The organism is Gluconobacter roseus NBRC 3990 (genome assembly GCF_006538885.1).
Classification (GTDB): domain Bacteria; phylum Pseudomonadota; class Alphaproteobacteria; order Acetobacterales; family Acetobacteraceae; genus Gluconobacter; species Gluconobacter roseus.
On record NZ_BJLY01000002.1, the window covers coordinates 659,254 to 677,922 of the forward strand.

Annotated in this window: 19 protein-coding genes and 3 tRNA genes; 11 read left to right on the plus strand and 11 right to left on the minus strand. The window is 60.5% G+C overall.

The window, feature by feature from the left end; all coding sequences use genetic code 11:
* The first annotated feature begins 82 nt into the window (after positions 1-82).
* From lpxC to GRO01_RS07040, 7 genes are all read left to right on the plus strand, one after another.
* Positions 83-1,114: a UDP-3-O-acyl-N-acetylglucosamine deacetylase gene (gene lpxC, locus GRO01_RS07010; protein ID WP_062510038.1), complete on the plus strand. Its 1,032-nt coding sequence runs from the start codon at positions 83-85 to the stop codon at positions 1,112-1,114.
* Positions 1,115-1,182: 68 nt separating this feature from the next.
* Positions 1,183-2,079, plus strand: coding sequence for an outer membrane protein assembly factor BamD (locus GRO01_RS07015; RefSeq protein ID WP_062510036.1), 897 nt, complete (start codon positions 1,183-1,185; stop codon positions 2,077-2,079).
* Positions 2,080-2,124: 45 nt separating this feature from the next.
* Positions 2,125-3,843 carry a DNA repair protein RecN gene (recN, locus tag GRO01_RS07020; protein WP_062510034.1) on the plus strand — a complete coding sequence of 573 codons (1,719 nt, stop codon included), beginning with the start codon at positions 2,125-2,127 and terminating at the stop codon, positions 3,841-3,843.
* Complete coding sequence (ligA, locus tag GRO01_RS07025; protein WP_062510032.1) at positions 3,840-5,891, plus strand: NAD-dependent DNA ligase LigA; 2,052 nt, start codon at positions 3,840-3,842, stop codon at positions 5,889-5,891. The genes recN and ligA overlap by 4 nt, the downstream gene beginning before the upstream one ends.
* 70 nt (positions 5,892-5,961) lie before the next feature.
* Complete coding sequence (locus tag GRO01_RS07030; RefSeq protein ID WP_062510029.1) at positions 5,962-7,311, plus strand: hemolysin family protein; 1,350 nt, start codon at positions 5,962-5,964, stop codon at positions 7,309-7,311.
* A gap of 36 nt (positions 7,312-7,347) precedes the next feature.
* Positions 7,348-7,920, plus strand: coding sequence for an isochorismatase family protein (locus tag GRO01_RS07035; RefSeq protein WP_062510027.1), 573 nt, complete (start codon positions 7,348-7,350; stop codon positions 7,918-7,920).
* A 7-nt stretch (positions 7,921-7,927) separates the two neighbouring features.
* The gene (locus GRO01_RS07040) at positions 7,928-8,341 is read left to right on the plus strand and encodes an Ivy family c-type lysozyme inhibitor (protein ID WP_231490344.1); all 414 of its coding nucleotides are present in this window, start codon (positions 7,928-7,930) and stop codon (positions 8,339-8,341) included.
* 41 nt (positions 8,342-8,382) lie between these two features.
* Here the strand turns inward: GRO01_RS07040 and GRO01_RS07045 are convergent.
* From GRO01_RS07045 to gpt, 3 genes are all read right to left on the minus strand, one after another.
* Positions 8,383-8,459, minus strand: a tRNA-Arg gene (locus GRO01_RS07045).
* Between the two features lie 18 nt (positions 8,460-8,477).
* A tRNA-Pro gene (locus GRO01_RS07050) sits at positions 8,478-8,554 on the minus strand.
* A 49-nt stretch (positions 8,555-8,603) separates the two neighbouring features.
* Positions 8,604-9,110, minus strand: coding sequence for a xanthine phosphoribosyltransferase (gene gpt, locus GRO01_RS07055; protein ID WP_062510024.1), 507 nt, complete (start codon positions 9,108-9,110; stop codon positions 8,604-8,606).
* Between the two features lie 70 nt (positions 9,111-9,180).
* On the opposite strand from gpt, the gene GRO01_RS07060 reads away from it, so the two are divergent.
* Entirely contained in the window at positions 9,181-10,407 is a 1,227-nt protein-coding gene (locus GRO01_RS07060; RefSeq protein WP_062510022.1) for an MFS transporter, read from the plus strand.
* 69 nt (positions 10,408-10,476) lie between these two features.
* Here the strand turns inward: GRO01_RS07060 and GRO01_RS07065 are convergent.
* From GRO01_RS07065 to ispH, 4 genes are all read right to left on the minus strand, one after another.
* A tRNA-Asn gene (locus GRO01_RS07065) sits at positions 10,477-10,549 on the minus strand.
* A 111-nt stretch (positions 10,550-10,660) separates the two neighbouring features.
* A complete protein-coding gene (rnhA, locus tag GRO01_RS07070) occupies positions 10,661-11,113 on the minus strand; it encodes a ribonuclease HI (RefSeq protein ID WP_062510020.1) in 453 nt (150 codons plus the stop codon).
* Positions 11,106-12,056 (minus strand): homoserine kinase, encoded by a 951-nt coding sequence (locus GRO01_RS07075; protein WP_062510018.1) that lies wholly within the window; start codon positions 12,054-12,056, stop codon positions 11,106-11,108. The genes rnhA and GRO01_RS07075 overlap by 8 nt, the downstream gene beginning before the upstream one ends.
* Positions 12,057-12,062: 6 nt before the next feature.
* A complete protein-coding gene (gene ispH, locus GRO01_RS07080) occupies positions 12,063-13,073 on the minus strand; it encodes a 4-hydroxy-3-methylbut-2-enyl diphosphate reductase (RefSeq protein WP_062510016.1) in 1,011 nt (336 codons plus the stop codon).
* A gap of 102 nt (positions 13,074-13,175) precedes the next feature.
* Here ispH and GRO01_RS07085 point away from each other — a divergent pair, with 102 nt between their 5' ends.
* Positions 13,176-13,769, plus strand: a complete 594-nt coding sequence (locus GRO01_RS07085) for a hypothetical protein (RefSeq protein WP_062510014.1) — start codon at positions 13,176-13,178, stop codon at positions 13,767-13,769.
* Positions 13,770-13,907: 138 nt separating this feature from the next.
* A complete protein-coding gene (locus tag GRO01_RS07090; protein ID WP_371857387.1) occupies positions 13,908-15,791 on the plus strand; it encodes an OPT family oligopeptide transporter in 1,884 nt (627 codons plus the stop codon).
* A gap of 18 nt (positions 15,792-15,809) precedes the next feature.
* On the opposite strand, the gene GRO01_RS07095 is transcribed toward GRO01_RS07090, so the two are convergent.
* From GRO01_RS07095 to GRO01_RS07105, 3 genes are all read right to left on the minus strand, one after another.
* Entirely contained in the window at positions 15,810-16,367 is a 558-nt protein-coding gene (locus tag GRO01_RS07095; RefSeq protein ID WP_062510010.1) for a hypothetical protein, read from the minus strand.
* A gap of 215 nt (positions 16,368-16,582) precedes the next feature.
* Positions 16,583-17,155, minus strand: a complete 573-nt coding sequence (locus GRO01_RS07100) for a cob(I)yrinic acid a,c-diamide adenosyltransferase (RefSeq protein ID WP_062510008.1) — start codon at positions 17,153-17,155, stop codon at positions 16,583-16,585.
* A gap of 27 nt (positions 17,156-17,182) precedes the next feature.
* Positions 17,183-17,773 (minus strand): DUF4142 domain-containing protein, encoded by a 591-nt coding sequence (locus tag GRO01_RS07105; RefSeq protein WP_062510006.1) that lies wholly within the window; start codon positions 17,771-17,773, stop codon positions 17,183-17,185.
* A 116-nt stretch (positions 17,774-17,889) separates the two neighbouring features.
* Here GRO01_RS07105 and GRO01_RS07110 point away from each other — a divergent pair, with 116 nt between their 5' ends.
* Positions 17,890-18,315 carry a DUF423 domain-containing protein gene (locus tag GRO01_RS07110; protein WP_062510004.1) on the plus strand — a complete coding sequence of 142 codons (426 nt, stop codon included), beginning with the start codon at positions 17,890-17,892 and terminating at the stop codon, positions 18,313-18,315.
* A 13-nt stretch (positions 18,316-18,328) separates the two neighbouring features.
* Here GRO01_RS07110 and GRO01_RS07115 read toward each other — a convergent pair whose 3' ends face one another.
* Positions 18,329-18,661 carry a hypothetical protein gene (locus GRO01_RS07115; protein ID WP_062510002.1) on the minus strand — a complete coding sequence of 111 codons (333 nt, stop codon included), beginning with the start codon at positions 18,659-18,661 and terminating at the stop codon, positions 18,329-18,331.
* Between the last annotated feature and the right edge of the window lie 8 nt (positions 18,662-18,669).

The window sequence follows — 18,669 nt, forward strand, 5'->3', positions numbered from 1 at the left end:
AATATCCGGCAACAATCGTTGACTGGAACTGCGGCCCGGTATCTGTTTTCTAGTCTCCGAGACCAGATTTTTCGGAGGCTTTATGCAGGTTACGCCCACGCATGGTGGCAACACGGCGCATGGCGTTGATGCGAAACGGCCGGAAACGGTCCCAGGCATCGACGGCTCGACCACCCGTCCCGAGCGTGGCAGCCTAAAAAACCTGCAGACAACTCTCGCCAACCCGATCCACTGTCAGGGCATTGCCCTGCATAGCGGCGTAACGGTCGATCTGGCGCTGTCACCCGCCCCAGCTAATACCGGCATCAGGTTCCAGCGCTCCGACATTGCCGGCTCTCCGTCTTTTCCGGCCCTGTACAGCCATATCGTAGACACCCGTCTCTCAACGGTCGTGGCATGCGAAGCCGATCCCAATCTGCGCGTCGCGACGATCGAACATCTGATGGCTGCCCTGAACGCCTGCGAAATCGACAATGTCCTGATTGCGGTCAGCGGCCCGGAACTGCCGGTTCTGGATGGGGCGTCGGATGCGTTCATGTTCCTGATCCGCTGCGCTGGCCGCAACACCCTGGAGACACCCCGGCAGGTTATCGAGATCCTGCGCAATGTCCGGGTCGAAGGTGAAAACGGTGCCTTTGCCGAACTGCGCCCTGCCCAGCGCGGTCTTTCACTGGCCATCTCCCTGAGCTTTGCGGCGCAGGCCATCGGCAACCAACGTTATGCCATGCAACTCGATGAGCAGCGCTTTGCCGAAGAAGTCGCGTTCTGCCGCACCTTCGTCAATCGTCAGGACATCGAATATCTTCAAAGTATTGGCCTGGCGCGTGGCGGCTCTCTGGAGAATGCTGTCGTCGTGGACGGTGAAAACATCCTCAACCCTGCTGGCCTGAAAATCGAGCGTGAATTTGCGCGCCACAAGTTACTCGATGCGATTGGGGATCTTTACTGTGCCGGCCACAGGATGCAGGCAGGATTTATTGGTCACAAATCCGGGCATACGCTGAACAACAAACTTTTGCGGACGGTTTTTTCCGACGCCGCCAACTGGCGTTTCATCCCCACCACCTCCCCCAGAACCCTGACAAAGACGCTGCGCGCCCGCGTTGCCGCCTGAGACGCATGGCAGGTCTTTCGTCAGCGCATTCCCGTGATATAAGACGGGCTTCCACGGGAAGAGCAGGTATGACAAGCAGCACTCAGCGTCATTTTGAAGCATCGGTCACGAATGGTGGTTTCATTCTGAGAGCTGCGGCTGTCAGCGGATTTCTGCTGCTTTCCGGTTGCTCGATGTTCTCGCATCACGAAAAGCCCGCGATTCCCAAAACCGCCGATGCCGAGACCCTGTACAACTACGGCATCGACGCCCTTCATACCGGCCATTACGAACTGGCTGGCGGTGAGTTCGAACTGCTGCAGCAGAACTACCCCTATTCCGGCTTCACAGGTAACGCCGAGCTGATGGAAGGGTACGCCTACTATCTTCAGGGCGAATACGCGCTTTCGGTTCAGCAGCTTGAACGCTATCTCCAGCTGCATCCAACCAGCCCGGACGCAGCCTACGCCTTCTATCTGCGCGCGCTTTGCTATTACGAGCAGATCGCCAACGTCGAGCGTGACCAGCAGGGCACGGTTGAAGCTTTGGATGCGCTGGAAGAAGTCATCACTCGCTTCCCGCAGACATCCTACGCTCGTGACGCCCAGCTGAAGATCGATCTGTGCCGCGATCACCTCGCCGGCAAGGAAATGCTGGTTGGCCGCTGGTATCAGCAGCAGCGTAACTACGAAGCGGCCATGACCCGTTACCAGCGCGTCGTTCAGGACTATCAGACGACCAACCACGTCGCTGAGGCCCTTGAGCGTCTGGTCGAGGTCTATCTGGCCCTCGGCCTGAAAGATCAGGCACATCAGACCGCCGCCGTGCTCGGCTACAACTATCCCGACAGCCAGTGGTATCGTTATGCCTATAATGATCTTCGGGAAAACAAGCTGCTCAAGAGCGATCTCAAGAAGCCGGTCGTCCATCCGGGACAGCCGGACCATCGTGGTTTCTTCTCTCGGATGTGGCACAGCGTCTTCTGATCGTGTCCCTTTGACACGAGCCGTCACACGCCCAACATTGCTGTCATGCTGACACATCTCTCGATCCGCGACGTCGTTCTGATCGAAAAGCTCGATCTTGCTCTCGCCCCCGGTCTGACGGTCCTGACTGGCGAGACCGGTGCCGGCAAATCCATCCTGCTCGACAGTCTGGGTCTGGCCCTCGGAGAGCGTGCCAGCGGTGGTCTCGTCCGCTCCGGAGCCACACAGGCCAGCGTGTCAGCCATTTTTGAAATCGATGCCGATCATCCCGTTTTCGCCCTCCTCGACGAACACGGCATCGTCCGCGAAGACCCATCGGATCCGGTCGTCCTGCGACGCATCGTCACTCCGGATGCCCGCTCGCGCGCCTATATCTGCGACCAGCCGGTCGGCGTCGGCCTGCTCCGGCGTATCGGCGCCTATCTCGTGGAAATTCAGGGCCAGCACGAACAGATGGGGCTTGCGGACCAGAGCACCCATCTCGATCTGCTGGACGCCTTCGGGATTGCCCCCACCCTGCGGGAAAAAACGGCACGAAGCTTCCGCCAATGGGCAGCGGCTCGAGCTGCTCTAAAGGCTGCGCGCACCGATATGGAAGCCGCAGCGCGCGAGGAAGAATGGCTGCGTCAGACAGTCGATGACCTCGAACGCATGGCCCCGCAGGAAGGCGAAGAGGATGCGCTGGCCGCCATGCGCGTTAGCCTGCAACACGATGAACGCCGCGGCGAAGCCGTGGCAGCCGCGCTGTCGGAACTGACCCCCCGCGATCGCCGCTCCGCCGCGCCCGCTGCCGCCTTGCGCTCAGCAAGCCGTGCCCTCGCGCGACTGCTGCCGGCACCGACGGATACAGACACGCTCGCAGGCAGCCATCAGACACAGGCGCAGGACGCACTTGATGCGCTCGGAAAAGCCGAGGAAGCCTTGGCCGAAGCCGAAATGCTGCTGAGTCGCCTTGCTGCGGACACGGAAGGCGACCCACGTCTGCTGGAAGAAACGGAAGAACGCCTTTTCGCGCTCCGTGCCGAAGCCCGCAAACACAACGTCTCCGTCGCAGAACTCCCCGGTTTTCTGGTCGAGCTGAAAAGACGGCTGGCAGCGCTTGATTCCGGAAACGCCGAACTGGCCCGTCTGGAAACGGCCCTGACCGAAGCCCGCCTTGAATACGAAGACGCTGCACGAGCCCTTTCTGCCGCCCGCAAAAAAGCCGCAGAAAAGCTCGAAAAAGCCGTCAGCGCCGAACTGCGACCCGTCAAGCTGGAGCGCGCACGCTTCATCGTCTCGATCCTCCCGCTCGAGCCCGACCACTGGAACAGTCAGGGCATGGAGCAGGCCTCCTTCCTGATTGCCGCCAATCCCGGGCAGGCTCCCGGCCCGCTCGCCAAGGTGGCCTCCGGCGGTGAGCTCTCACGGCTGATGCTCGCCCTGAAAGTGGTTCTGGCGGAACGCTCGGACGTGGGCACGCTCGTCTTCGATGAAGTCGATTCCGGCGTCGGTGGCGCAACCGCTTCTTCCATCGGCGACCGTCTGCACAAGGTCGCGCAGGACGTGCAGGTTCTGGTCGTCACCCACAGCCCGCAGGTTGCGGCACGCGGCGACCATCACCTGCGGATCGCCAAGCGTGTCCGCAACGAACGCACCGAAACCCTGGCCGAGCCTCTGCCCCACGACGCCCGGCGCGAGGAAATCGCCCGAATGCTCGCGGGTGACACCATTACGGACGCAGCCCGTGGGGCTGCCGACAGTCTTCTGGGACATCCTTCATGACCACTGCCCCTGTATCCGCCGCCGAGCGTCATGCCGCACTCGAAGCAGACCTCGCGCGGTGGGACGAGGCCTATCACGGACGCGACGAACCCGAAGTGTCCGATGCTGTCTATGACGCAGCCCGGCGCGAACTTCTGGCCCTCGAGGAAGCCCATCCGGAACTCCGGACCGAAGGTGGTGCCAGCCAGCGCGTGGGTGCGGCCCCCGATTCCGCTTTCGGGAAATATCGTCACCTCGTGCCGATGCTGTCCCTCGACAACGTGTTCGACCCCGAAGGCTTCGACGGCTTCGTCTCAAAAGTCGGGCGCTTTCTGGGACTGGACGAGGAGCGGTTGCAGGCCCTTCAGTTCGTCGCCGAACCCAAGATCGACGGCCTGTCCATCAGCCTGACTTACGAACATGGCCGCTTCATGCGCGGCACGACACGCGGCGATGGGATCGAAGGCGAGGACGTTACCGTCAACCTCCTCACCCTGAACGACATTCCACACGATCTTCCCGCAGACGCCCCCGACCGGATCGAGATCCGCGGCGAAGTTTTCCTGTCCAAAAGCAGCTTTCTGACTCTGAACGAACAGCAGGTTGCCCGCGGCGCCAAGCCTTTCGCCAATCCCCGCAACGCCGCTGCCGGCTCCCTTCGCCAGCTGGACGCAGAAATCACACGCAGCCGTCCGCTGTCCCTGTTTGCCTATGCACAGGGCTATACGTCGGCTCCGGTAGCCGCCACGCACTGGGACTATCTGGAAAAGCTCCGCAGCTGGGGATTCACGGTCAATCCGCTGTCCGAAATGATCGCCCATGCCCGCGACATTCCGGCCTATGTCGAAAAACTCGCCCGCGAGCGCTCGGGACTGGATTACGACATTGACGGCATCGTCTTCAAACTGGACGATATCAGTCTGCAGGACCGCCTCGGTTTCGTGGGCCGTGCGCCCCGCTGGGCCATCGCCTGGAAGTTCCCTGCCGAACAGGCCATCACGCGCCTGCGGGAAATCGAAATCCAGGTCGGCCGCACGGGCGCCCTGACACCGGTCGCCCATCTGGAGCCCGTTAATGTCGGCGGCGTCATTGTCTCGCGCGCAACCCTGCACAATGAAGACGAAATCGCCCGCAAGGACGTGCGCGTCGGCGATCTGGTCCGCCTCCAGCGCGCAGGTGACGTCATCCCGCAGATCCTTGGACCCGTCCCGAGCGAGGAACCCCGCTCGGAGCCGTTCGTTTATCCCGACCACTGTCCCGTCTGCGGGTCACTCGCCGAACGTGTGCACGGAGAAGCAGTCCGCCGCTGCACGGGCGGCCTGACCTGCGAGGCACAGGTCGTTGAGCGCCTGATCCACATGGTCTCGCGCAATGCCTTCGACATCGACGGTCTTGGCGAGCGCAGCATCCGTGAATTTCACGATGCCGGCTATATTCGCACGCCCGGCGACATTTTCCGCCTGCGCACCCATGAAGATGCCCTGCTCCAGCGTGACGGCTGGGGCAGACTGTCCGTGGACAATCTCCTTCGCGCCATCGACGAACGCCGAACCATCCATTTATCGCGACTGATTTTCGGCCTCGGCATCCGGCGCATCGGAGAACGCAACGCCCAGCTCCTCGCACGGCACTATCAGACCTTCGAGAACTGGCGCGCCGCCATGCTGGCCGCCCGTCCGGACTCCGAAGAACGGGCCGCCCTTGGTGCAATCATGGGCGTGGGTGACGCAATTGCCGACGAACTCTCCGCTTTCTTCTCCGAAAGCCACAACGTCGAAACCCTCGACGATCTGGCCTCGGAGCTCACGGACATCATTCCCGAAGAAGCCCCGTCGGAAGGGCATCTTTCCGGAAAAATCATTGTCTTCACCGGCACGATGACCACCATGACCCGCCCGGAAGCCAAGGCCATCGCCGAACGTCTGGGCGCACAGGTCACGGACAGCGTGTCCAAGAAGACGTCTCTGGTAGTCCTGGGCGAAAAGGCTGGCTCCAAGGCCAAAAAAGCTGCTGAACTCGGGATCGAGACCGTCGATGAAAGCGGGTGGCGCGTGCTGGCAGGGCTGTAACAGAACTGCAAAACCGGAACCGTGAGAAAGTTGGTAACATCCCACTTTTTCAGGGTATAACGCCTCCCGCATGTCAATCTCCCCTTCCTCCCAGCACCAGATTGTCCTTCTCCTGCTGGGCCTTGTCGCCACGGTCGCGCTGATTGGCGTCTCCGTGCTGATCTCGCTGTCCGAAATTTCCTTTGCCGCAGCACGCGATGTGCGTCTGCGCTCCCGGGCGGAAGCGGGAGACCCACGGGCCGTTGCGTTCCTCAAGCTGCGGCGCAACAGCGGTCAGGTCATCACGGTCCTTCAGATCTGCCTGAATGCCGTTGGCGTCCTGGGCGGTATCATCAGCGAATCCATGCTGAGCGACCCGATTGCCGAAGGTTTCCGCGTTCTGGGAATGGCTCCTTCCCTGGCTGACAAGCTGGGCTCGGCCTGTTCCTTCATCCTGATCACCGGCCTGTTCGTCCTGTTTGCCGATCTGCTGCCCAAGCGGATTGCCATGAACGCGCCAGACCGGATCGCGCTCAAGGTCGGCTGGTTCCCGGCCGTGGCCCTCAAGGTTCTTTATCCGGCCGTTCTGGTCTTCTCGAAAATTTCCGACTGGCTGCTCAAGCTCCTCAAAATCCCGGCCGCCGCAACAGTCGAGCCCGTAACGCCGGAAGACCTGCGGGCCATTCTCGCGGCAGGAACAGCCTCTGGTGTGCTTCTGGAAGAAGAGCGCCAGATGATCCAGAATGTGCTGGGCCTTCAGGACCGGTCCGTCACCTCTGCCATGACCCCGCGCGACGAGATCGTGTTCCTCGACGTGCAGGAAACTCCGGAAAGCCAGCGTGACAAGGTCCGGGTACGCCCCTATTCGCGCTATCCACTATGCGATGGCGGCCTCGACAAGGTTATCGGCTCCATCCGCGCCGAAGACGTCCTTGTGGCCGTCGTGGACGAACCGCAGCCCAAGAGCACAGGCCTCGCCCCCGTCGCCAGCCAGATCTTCAAAATGCGACGCGACGTCCTGTCTCTGCCCGATACGCTGAACCTGTGGGAAACCTTGGCCCAGTTCGAAGCCCATTCCGCAGGGTTCGCCCTGATCGTCAATGAATATGGTCTGGTTGTCGGCCTCATCACCTATAAGGACATCATGGGCGCGCTGATGGACGGTCTGGTCAGCCCGTTCGAAGAGCAGGCCATCGTCCGCCGCGATGACAAATCCTGGCTGATCGACGGCGCCGCCCCCATCGGCGATGTCATTCGCGAACTCGACATCCCCATGTTCGACGATGCTCAGAACTTCGATACGGTCGGCGGCTTCGTCATGAACCGCCTGCGCCGTATGGCCCGTAAGGCCGACAGCGTGCAGTCCTCGGGTTTCCGGTTCGAGGTCGTCGATGTGGAAGGCTTCAGAATCAACCAGTTGCTGGTCACACGCCTGAACTGACTTCCGTCGGCTAACGGAGCCTGCTTAGATCACGACATGATCGATCTCAGCCGCTCCGCTCTCATTCTTGTCGATATTCAGAACGATTTCCTGCCCGGCGGCGCTCTTGCCGTTCCGGAAGGCGACTGCATTCTCGACGCGGTCAACATGCTTGCCACACGGCCGTTCAGAGCGGTCATAGCAACGCAGGACTGGCACCCCGAAAACCACTGCTCCTTCACCGCACAGAGCGGTCCTTGGCCGCCTCACTGCGTCGCAGGCACTCATGGGGCAGATTTCCCAGAAACACTCACACCCGCTCCTGTGACTCACATCATCCGCAAAGGCGTGCTGCAGGACCGGGACAGCTATTCGGGATTTCTGGATAACGACCGCGCAACTTCCACCGGGCTGGACGGGTTATTACGAGGTCTCGGGGTCGAACAGGTGGTCATCTGTGGGCTGGCTCTCGATTACTGCGTTGCAGCGACAGCGCTGGATGCCTGCCATTACGGATACTGCACATACGTCGTTCCCGAAGCGTGCCGGGGCATTGCAGCCGATCCCGGATCAGCGCTGGAAAAACTTGAAAAACAGGGTGTTCTGCTGAAAAGCGTAGATGCCTACTGAAGGTAGAATGATGCGGATATCCAGACTGCTCCCGGCGATGCTAGCACTGGCAACCTGTGACGCCGCTTTGGCAACCACGCCCCCGACGACAGCGGAGCTGGCCGGAACAGACGGGTTTCACCAAGCCTATCAGGCCATGCTGACCTTACCATCATGGGTCACCACGGCTCACGCGACTTCCGTACCGGTCAGCAATTTCAGCGCTGATGGCAAAAACTATATTCTGGGACATATGTGCCGCCCTCATGACTGCGCGGCCGAGCAGCTTGAAGTGGTTTTCGCCAAGGATCATTCGGCAGCCTGGGGTTTGCTGAGTATTCGGAACGACGCATCCCTCAGGCAGAACTTTCTAGGCGCGCCTAATGCCGCCATGCAGAAAATTCTTCTGAAAGCCTATCAGGACAACAATCCATCAGACTGAATTTAAAGGAATATGGGATGATACTGGGCGTGTCAGGCAGATGGCGCGCCCTACTGGATTCGAACCAGTGACCCACAGCTTAGAAGGCTGTTGCTCTATCCAGCTGAGCTAAGGGCGCATCTGTAAAGCCGTTAACTGGTCGGGGCGCCCGGACTCGAACCGGGGGCCTCTTGTACCCAAAACAAGCGCGCTACCAGGCTGCGCCACGCCCCGAACCGGCCGGAACCTAGGATGTCTGACCGGCCGAGGCAAGAGGGTTTTTTTATTCGCCTTCGCTTCTTACGAGCGGCGGCACGAAAAGCGGCGCTGTATCCCACGGAAACAGCACCCAGGTGTCCTGTGCAACTTCCGTTACGAAATGATCGGTAAAGGGTTTGCCATCAGGCTTGGCATAAAGACAGGCGAACACGGCCTTGGGCAGCAGATCGCGCACGATACGGGCAGTCACACCCGAATCCACAAGGTCATCCACGATCAGGAAGCCTTCGCCGTCACCGGCGGCCACAGGCGGCTTGACGACCTTGGGCTCGTGCTGCGTGCCTTCTTCGCCAGCATAGCTGATGACAGAGACGCTTTCGATCAGGCGGCAGCCCATTTCGCGGCCCAGAATGGCGGCGGGGATCAGGCCACCACGCGTAATGGCGACGATTCCACGGAAAGGACCATGCTTCTGCATGAGCGTTGCGGCCAGAAGGCGGGCGTCACGATGGAGCTGGTCCCAGGTGACGGTCGCATAATGAACGGTTTGGGGGGTCTGATTGGCTGTCATGGTCTTCCTCTGCCTTCCGTCTCGCAATTTTGCAATAAACTTGAGATGCGGAAATGCCTAAAGTGCCGCAATGATTGATCCGGCCCTGCGCTCCCTCCCCGGCCTTCCGTCCCTGATTGTCGGAAGAATTTTCTCACAGCTTTCCGCAACAACCATGACGATCGCCATCGGATGGCAGATCTATGCCCTGACGCATGACGTGGCATCCCTGGGTTATCTGGGCCTCGCCCAGTTCCTGCCCATGATCCCCCTGACCTTCGTCGCCGGCCATGTCGCAGACCGCTTCAACCGGCGCACCATCGTCCTGATCTGTCAGGCCTGCGAAATCCTGGCCACGGGCGCACTGGCTTTCGCAGCCGCATTCCATGCCCTGACAACAGGCGCCATTTACACATTTGCGGCCTTCTATGGCGTCCTGAGAAGCTTCGAGATGCCCTGTCAGCAGGCATTCCTTCCCGCCATCGCACCACCTGCCCTGTTACCCCGTGCACAGGCCCTGCTCTCTTCACTCTTCATGACGGCTTCGATTGTCGGGCCCAGTCTGGGTGGGCTGCTCTACGGGATTGGACCCGTCGTCTGTTACGGCCTCTCCACCGCAGGATTTGCCGCCGCTTTCGGAGGCACACTGTCCCTCCGACTGCTTCACACGGTCCTGGCCAAGGAGCCGATCACGTTCGCCTCGGTTTTTGCTGGACTGTCTTTCCTGAACCGCCGCCGCGATCTTCTCGGAGCCATCACGCTCGACCTGTTTGCCGTGCTTCTGGGCGGTGCCACGGCCATGCTGCCGGTCTATGCCGACGGGATCCTGCATGTCGGTCCGATCGGCCTGGGCATGCTGCGTGCAGCTCCGGCCGTCGGAGCCCTTCTAATGTCCTGGGGGCTGTCACGCTATCCTCTGAAAGGTCGCGCAGGCCTCATCATGTTCGTATCCGTGGTGGCCTTCGGCATTGCAACAATCGCCTTTGGAGCCTCCCACATCGTCTGGCTCTCGATCATTGCCCTGATGGTTCTGGGAGCATCCGACGTCATCAGTGTGGTGATCCGCTCTTCGCTCATCCAGTTAGCCACACCGGATTCAATGCGGGGTCGCGTTTCGGCCGTGAACACGCTGTTCATCGGTTCAAGCAACCAGCTTGGCGAATTTGAAAGCGGGATGCTCGGAACGGCCATCGGCCCAGAAGCGGCTGTCATTGCAGGCGGCGTCGGCACCATCATGGTCGCGGCTGTCTGGGTGCGCCTGTTTCCGCGCCTGTGGGCGCTGGATCGTCTGGAAGACGTCTTCCCGGAGGAACAGTAAGCCCAGAAACGCAAAAAGCTCCCGAAAGGGAGCTTTTTCTGCGGCCAGAACCAACCTTGAAAAGGCCGGCTCCCGAAGTAGGACTCGAACCTACGACCCAGCGATTAACAGTCGCTTGCTCTACCAACTGAGCTATTCGGGACCGGCGAGGTGGTATGTAGCCAAATGGCCGGGTCCGGTAAACCCCTAAAGTGCATTTTTTTGAGAGATTTTTTCGTTTCTCTTCAAAGACCTGCGAAAAACCGCCGTTTTTTCAGAGCTCTTCCCGCCCCCGTGTCGCAAGCTGATCCACGCGTTCGTTGTTTTCGTCTCCCGAATGACCTTTGACCCAGAGCCATTCGATCTCATGCGCCTTCGCGGCATTAAGGATCCGCTGCCACAGATCCATATTGGCCACGGGATCGCCCGCCGCATTGCGCCATTTCCGCCGCACCCAGCCGGTATGCCAGCGCGTGATGCCGTTACGCAGATATTCGCTGTCCGTATGCAGTGTCACAACGCAGGGGCGTTTGAGGGCTTCCAGCGCTTCGGCCGCAGCCGTCAGTTCCATCCGGTTATTGGTGGTCTCCGGATGGCCGCCCAGCAGTTCTTTCTCCTGACCACGACAGACCAGAAGCGCTCCCCAGCCACCGGGGCCCGGATTGGGCTTGCACCCGCCGTCTGTCCAGATTTCAACCCGAGGCCGCTCCGAAGACGCCTCAGACATGTTTCATATCCGCGAAATGACGCAGACGCAGCAGATAGGCCAGCGGATCCTTGCGGGTAACCAGCGCATCGGCTGGCGTATTGATCCAGTCATAGAGCCGGGTCAGCAGAAACCGGATCGCAGCGCCCTGGCAGAGCACCGGAAGGGCTGATTTCTCCGCCTCACAAAGGGGGCGGATGCTTTGGTAACCCTGCAGAACGGCCGCCGCAAAAGACGGCTCAAACGTCTTTTCGTTCCGGAAACACCAGGCATTCAGGCAGATCGCCAGATCGTAAGCCAGAAAATCCGTGCAGGCGAAATAGAAGTCGATCAGACCCGAGACCTGACCGTTCTGGAAAAACACATTGTCCGGAAACAGATCCGCATGGATCTGCCCGCGCGGAAGTTCATCCACTGCGGGCCAGGCAGCCTCGATTTTCTGAAGAGCTGCCCGAACTTCCGCCGTCAGACCGGGCGCAAGCGCATCCCCGCTTTCCCCACAGCTGTCGAGAAGCGGTCCCCAGGCCGAGGCAGACAGCGCATTGGGCCGCACCGCCTCATAGCCTTCACCGGCAAGATGCAGTGTAGCCAGAGCCTTACCGAGTTCCAGACACAGCCCTGCATCGAGCTGGGTCGCGGACACACCCGGAAGAAATGTGGTGATGGCTGCGGGGCGGTCCGCAAGAATCCGCAACGCTGTCCCGCTCCGGTCCGATACGGGAAGCGGGCAGTTCAGCCCCCGCCCCGCCAGATGCTGCATCAGTCCCAGAAACCACGGGAGTTCAGCAGCATTCACACGGCGTTCGAACAGCGTGAGAATAAAATCCCCCTCCGTGGTCCGGAGGAGGAAGTTACTGTTTTCGACACCCTCGGCGATGCCATGAAACGAGACCAGCGTCCCGATCTCGTAAGTGCCAAGAAACGCTTCGAGCGTCTCGGCCGCCAGTTCCGTATAGACGGCCATGAGAAATCAGTCGTCCTCGCCAGCCAGCGGACCGGGCAGACGGAAGTTGATGTTCTCTTCCTTGACGATCCGCTCTTCGATCTTGAGCGTGTACTTCTCGGCCAGAGCCGTCACCATTTCCTGCACGAGGCTCTCGGGAGCGGACGCACCGGCACTGATGCCCAGCGTCTCCACGCCTTCAAGGACGCTCCAGTCAAGGTTTTCGAGCTTCGGCACCAGCAGCGCACGACGCGCACCGGAACGCTCGGCCACTTCGCGCAGACGCTGCGAGTTGGACGAGTTCGGCGAACCGATCACGATCACCAGATCGCTCTCGGGCGCAATCGCTTTCACGGCTTCCTGACGGTTGGTCGTGGCATAGCAGATGTCCTCGCGCTTCGGCCCTTCAATGAGCGGGAAGCGCGAACGCAGGATATCCACGATCTCGGCCGTATCATCGACCGAAAGCGTGGTCTGCGTGATGAACGCAAGCTTCGTCGGATCTTCCGGCTGGATCGTGCGGGCTTCTTCCGCATCGTTGATGAGCGTAACGGCGCCCGGCGGAAGCTGCCCCATCGTGCCCACGACTTCCGGATGGCCGGCATGGCCGATCATCAGGATGTGACGCTGGTCCGGACCGCCGCCTGCGAAGTGACGCTCTGCCTCACGATGCACCTTCGAGACCAGCGGGCAGGTCGCATCCAGATAAAGCAGGTTGCGGCGCTGGGCTTCTGCCGGAACAGCCTTGGGAACGCCATGGGCCGAGAAAACGACATGTCCGTCTTCCGGAACTTCGTCCAGTTCCTCGACGAAAATGGCGCCCTTGGCTTCCAGTCCTTCCACGACAGTCCGGTTATGGACGATCTCGTGGCGGACATAGACCGGAGCGCCATAACGGCGGAGGGCTTCTTCCACGACACGGATGGCACGGTCCACACCGGCACAGAATCCACGCGGACCGGCGAGCAGGACGCGAAGGGTTTTAGGGGCTTCCACACCGTCGGTGCGGGAAGGAGCGAAAGTCGTCTGTTCTGACATGGTGTTCCCCAAGCGGGCGGAGTTCGATATGTAGGACCAGTATCGACCGGATTGCCTCTCGTCGCAACGTCCGGGCCGCTTTGTTGGGAGTTTCTTCAGCTGATGCCAGCCATCCGGCGCTTCGCCTCGCCCCTGTTTGCTCCGGCTTTTGCCCTCGTGGCGCTTTCGAGTCTGGCCGGCTGCGACGAATCCAATCCCAGCGTCTTCGCGCCCGCCTGCCCGGCCCTCGATATTCCGGGACCGGCAGCGGACCAGTTCGTCTATGACGGAAAGAGCGCCGATATCGGCAGTCTGGTCGGCCACGCCCAGATCACATCTCTCGCAGGCGACTGCGAACGCGGCCCTGACGGCCCGCACGATCATCAGACCGTCCGCACCCGCCTGAGCCTCGCCATGACGCTGACGCGCGGTCCGGCCGCCACCAGCAACACGATGGATGTGCCTTACTTCATTGTCATCATGCGTGACGGCAAGATCGTGGACAAAAAAGTCTTCACCGACAGCTTCCGCTTCCCGGCCAATGTCAGCACCCAGAGCGTACGCACGAATCTGCGCCTGATCGATCTGCCGGCGACAGAGAACATGGCGCAGGAAAATCCCTACACGCTGGAAATCGGTTACCAGCTGACGCATGGCGAACTGGGATATAACCGCGAACATCTCGTTCCGGTCACTTTCCATTCCCACACCCAGTAACCGACAGAGCGTCCGCCAAGGCGCTCCTTCAGATAATGGCGGCAGTCCGTTCAACACTCACGACTGCCGCATGCAAGATCCGACATACAGGCAGGATTTTCATGTCCTGCTTCTGACATCATTCCGGAACTGAAACACATGGACAGTCGCGAACTGACCCTCCGCGGGATTATTCTCGGAGCCCTCATCACGGTCGTGTTTACGGCAGCAAACGTCTATCTGGGCCTGAAAATCGGCCTGACATTCGGTTCATCCATTCCAGCCACGATCATTTCGATGGCTGTCCTGCGCCTGATGGGCGGTGGCACAATGCTGGAAAACAACATGGTCCAGACGCAGGCCTCGGCCGCCGGCACCCTGTCCTGTGTGTTCGCGGCGTTCCCTGCCCTTATCATGGTCGGATACTGGCACGAGTTTCCGTATGTCGTAACGCTCCTGCTCACCATGGCCGGCGGCATGACCGGCGTTGTCTTCACCATTCCACTGCGCCGTGCCCTCGTCAGCAACTCCGACCTGCCTTATCCCGAGGGTACAGCCTGCGCGGAAATCCTGCGCGCCTCCTCACCCGAAGGCGACGCACAGAGCCTGAAATCCCTGACGCTCGGCACTCTCGTCTCTGGCGCAATCGCGTTTGCCACTTCGGGGCTACGTCTTCTGTCAGACGGATTTTCCGCCGCCACCGTCGTCGGATCATCCGCTTTCCGCCTGAGCGGCAGTTTCTCCCTCGCCCTGCTGGGAACCGGATATCTGGTCGGCATTGGCGGAGGCATTGCGATGCTGCTTGGCGTGTTGCTGGCCTGGGGCGTGATGGTGCCCGTTCTGGGTCATGTGGCCCCGACTGCCAACCCGCTGGCTGACGCGACCGGACTCTGGCTGCACAAGGTCCGTTTCATCGGCGCAGGCGCCATTGCCGTCTCGGCAATCTGGACCCTGCTGGCGCTCGCTAAACCGGTGGCACAGGGTCTGAAGGAAGCCCTCTCGATCACCCATCAAGCCACCGGAGATGACAGCGACCGCGATCTGACACCCCGTACGCTGATCAGCCTGTGCGCAGGCATCGCCGTGCTGCTGGCAGGATTGTTCACCTACTTCCTGTGGCCCGTCATGTCCCATGGTGGCGCTCTGTTCACCCTCGTCATTCTGGGCCTGATCGCCTGTTTCGGACTCGGCTTTCTGGTCGCAAGCGCCTGCGGTTACATGGCCGGGATCATCGGTTCGTCCTCCTCGCCCATCTCCGGCGTCGGGATCATCGCCATCATCGCGATTTCGGTAGCTCTATGGGGGCTGGAAAGCGGTGGACTGCTCACAGTCGAACAGCGCCCGATTGCCATCGCTTTCGGTCTCTTCGTCCTCTCCGCCATCACGGCCTCCGCAGCCGTATCCAATGACAACCTCCAGGACCTCAAGACCGGCCAGCTTGTCGGCGCAGCTCCCTGGAAGCAGGAAGTCGCCCTGCTGATCGGCTGTGCCGTCGGCGCAGTCGTGGTCCCCTGGGTGCTTCAGGTCCTGTATCAGGCTTACGGCTTCGTAGGAGCAGTACCTCGCGCGGATATGGATCCCACACGGGCACTCGCAGCTCCCCAGCCCGCCCTGATGGCCGCCATTGCCACCGGCATCCTGACCCATCAACTCGACTGGCTGATGCTGGAAATCGGGGCCGCCATCGGCGTGGTTCTGGTCGTACTGGATATCGTACTGCGCCGCCGCAATCTGGCGCTTCCGCCACTGGCCGTCGGCATGGGCATCTACCTTCCGGCAGATGTCTCGGTCACGATCGGAATTGGTGCAGGGCTCGGATGGCTGCTGCGTAGCTTCCCCAAAGAGCAGGGAACGATGATCGCCTCAGGCTTCATTGTCGGAGAAAGCCTGATCGGCGTGGCGCTGGCAGCAATGGCCGGTGCCACGGGAAGCGCCGATACCCTGGCCCTTCCCATACCGACCCTGCTGAATGCAGGGCTCGGCTGGGCTGTCTTCTGTGGCGTCCTGCTCTGGTTCGGACGTCAGGTCAGACAGTCACAGTAACAAAGTGAAGGCCTGTAATCAGGCCTTCACCCACCACTGCACGGGCTCCTGCTCGGCCACATCCACATCATCTGCCACAACAGTTTCCTGGACAGGTTCCTTGCGAGGGCGTCCAACCGGACGCGGCGCACGGCGCGCAGCTTCGGCAGCCTGCTCACGGGCCTGATGGAGACAGGCCTTCAGGGTCTGGATTGCGTCCTGGTTTTCGCGCAGCTCGCGGTTCAGTTCGCTAATCTGGATCTTCGCATGAGCTTCGCGGGTTTCAAACGCCTTGAGCTGGGACCGGACTTCCGTCAGGCTCCGCTCGGCCTCTTCCCAGCGACGCTGCTCGCGCTTGACCGACTGGCGCAGACGCTCGATTTCTTCCTGATCTTCCTGGCTGGGATTACGGGCAGCAATACCCCGGCCTCCCTGATGTTCGACAACGACCTGTCCATCACGGACAAAGCGACGGCGACGCTCCGGTGTGGAGGTCACGGGCCGTGGCTTGGAGGAACGGGAGGAAGCCCCCGCTCCAAGACGGGCCAGAGCCTGTCGCAGCTTGTCTTCTTCGTTAACCTGATGCTCGTCCTGCATTCTGTATTCTTCAACCAATATGATATTTATAGATTTCTCCCCTGCCGGACAGGCCTGCCAAAAGGCAGAAAAGCTGACCGGGCCTTGGCCCACTCAGCAACGACATGTCCTGACAAGGATATGAAAAGTCGACTCGTCTGGAGGAACTCCAGCGTTCTGACGCGAGCTTCCTAGCACTTCAGGCGCATTCTGTCATCAAAACAATAAGCGGATGCTTATGTTTTCTTCTGATGCCAGCGTCCCGGAGACCAGAGAATATCCGTTTCACCATCATTATTGGCGTGACGGGCAAGAACAAAGAAGTAATCGGACAGTCTGTTCAGAAAGCGCAGGGCCTCTGACGGGGCATGTTCCAGCACGGCCACCCGACGTTCCGCCCGGCGCGCAACTGTCCTGACGAGATGGGCATGGGCCGCCACAAAGCTTCCGCCCGGCAGAACGAAGCTTTTCAGCGCCTGCTGGTGCTGGCGCATGTCTTCCAGCCTCACCTCAAGCCATGTGCTGGCTTCCGCGGTCAGGCTGGGAGAGCGTTCAGGATCGGGAAGACACAGATCCGCTCCAAGATCGAAGAGGCAGGACTGGATCTGCCGAACTTCATTAACAAGACCTGATGTCCGGGCGTCCTGCGCCATGTAACAGCACAGAATACCCAGCTGGGCATTGAGCTCATCGACAGTCCCCATGGCTTCAATACGGGGCGAGGACTTGGACACACGTGTCCCGTCCCCCAGCGACGTCTGTCCGCTATCCCCCCCACGGGTTACGATCCTGTCGATCCGGATGCTCATGCCTGTTCCGTCTTCCTTACGTTATGCTCAGCGGCTTCTCTTATGCTTTGCGTGATGACGGATCGTATGATCCCCCATCAGGTCATGCGCACGGGAGGTATGATCGGTCAGCAGCTTGTCCGTATCCGAAGCCAGCGTCTTGATATCGGGCGTGCCACCGGAGGCCTTGGCCGTCGTGATGGCCTTGTCCAGATCCGCGGTACGGACGCTCACGACATCCCGCAGGAACATGCGGTCATATGCTGCACCATACAGATGGGAGAACGAATCGACATGCTCCTGATCGGCTGCATCGATCTTAGCCGCAACCGTCAGGTTGGCGTCCGAAGCGATCTTGGCAACAGCCTTCTGGTTCGTCGTGTGGTCGCCCTGAACCGTCGTCGCGAATGCCTTGATGACGTCGCTGTTGCTGTGGGTGGCTGCAAGCGTTGCGATGGCGATCTGCGTCTGATCCATTTCATCGACCTGCTGGATGAATGCCGCATCCGCCGTGGTCAGCTTGTAGGTGGAGGCAACACTCGGCAGAGCCGGAGCCGGCGGCGCATCGGGAGCATTACAGGCGGCCAGACCGGCGAGAAGACCGGCGGACAGGCACAGGCGGACATATGAAACGGTCATTGAAGCTTCCTTTTTCAAACGCGCCTCTCCTGCGAAGGACAGGCCGCGACAGACTGACATTCCACTCATGACAGTCTCTCATTCGCTGTTCAGACAACACATGATACATTCACGGCATGTCCGCAAATCCTGTCCGCGCCAGTCTGCCCGATCTGCTCCGGGGAAGTTTCATATTTGCCGCCCTGTCTGCTGCATCCGGGGTCATGCTGGGCGCACTTTCTGCACATCTGCCGGACCGGCTTTTTGCCGCCCCAGGCGGACGGGCCATGCTGCATTCCGCAGTTGAAATCCAGATGTGGCATGCACTGGGTCTGTGCGTGCTGTCCCTGAACGCTGCCCGTCTGTCGCCGAAACTGATCCGCCTGGCCTGTCTGTGCATGGCGGTCGGCATGGTTCTGTTCTGCGTACCGGTTACGCTGCTCGCCCTGTTCAATCTGAAGCTGGGGCCAATGTCGATTGGGCGAATTGCGCCTTATGGCGGCACGATGCTCATGATCGCCTGGTGTCTTGCCGCAGCATCCGCACTGCGTCGTCCGTTCTAGAACTGAACGGCGATCAACTCCGGCTTTTCCTGATTCGCTGAAAAACCAGCAGTCCGATGGACTGGACGGCAAGAGCCGTAAGAAAACAGACAATCATGATCCCGGTCAGGATCAACTGTTCGCGCCCGAGACCGGATTCAATATGAAACAGACTGTACAGTTCCTGCCAGGCGGACGTTCCCGCCACATGCTGCGCAAGTTTGATCGCAGGCTGCCAGAAACGAAACACTGAAGCGAAAGCCAGCGTGAGCCCCACGAGGATGACAGTCCGGATCAAGGTTTCCGTGACACTGACTTCACGTGACGGCGCGGCTTGCTGACGTGCTGCTGGCTTTTTCAAACGCATGACCTTTC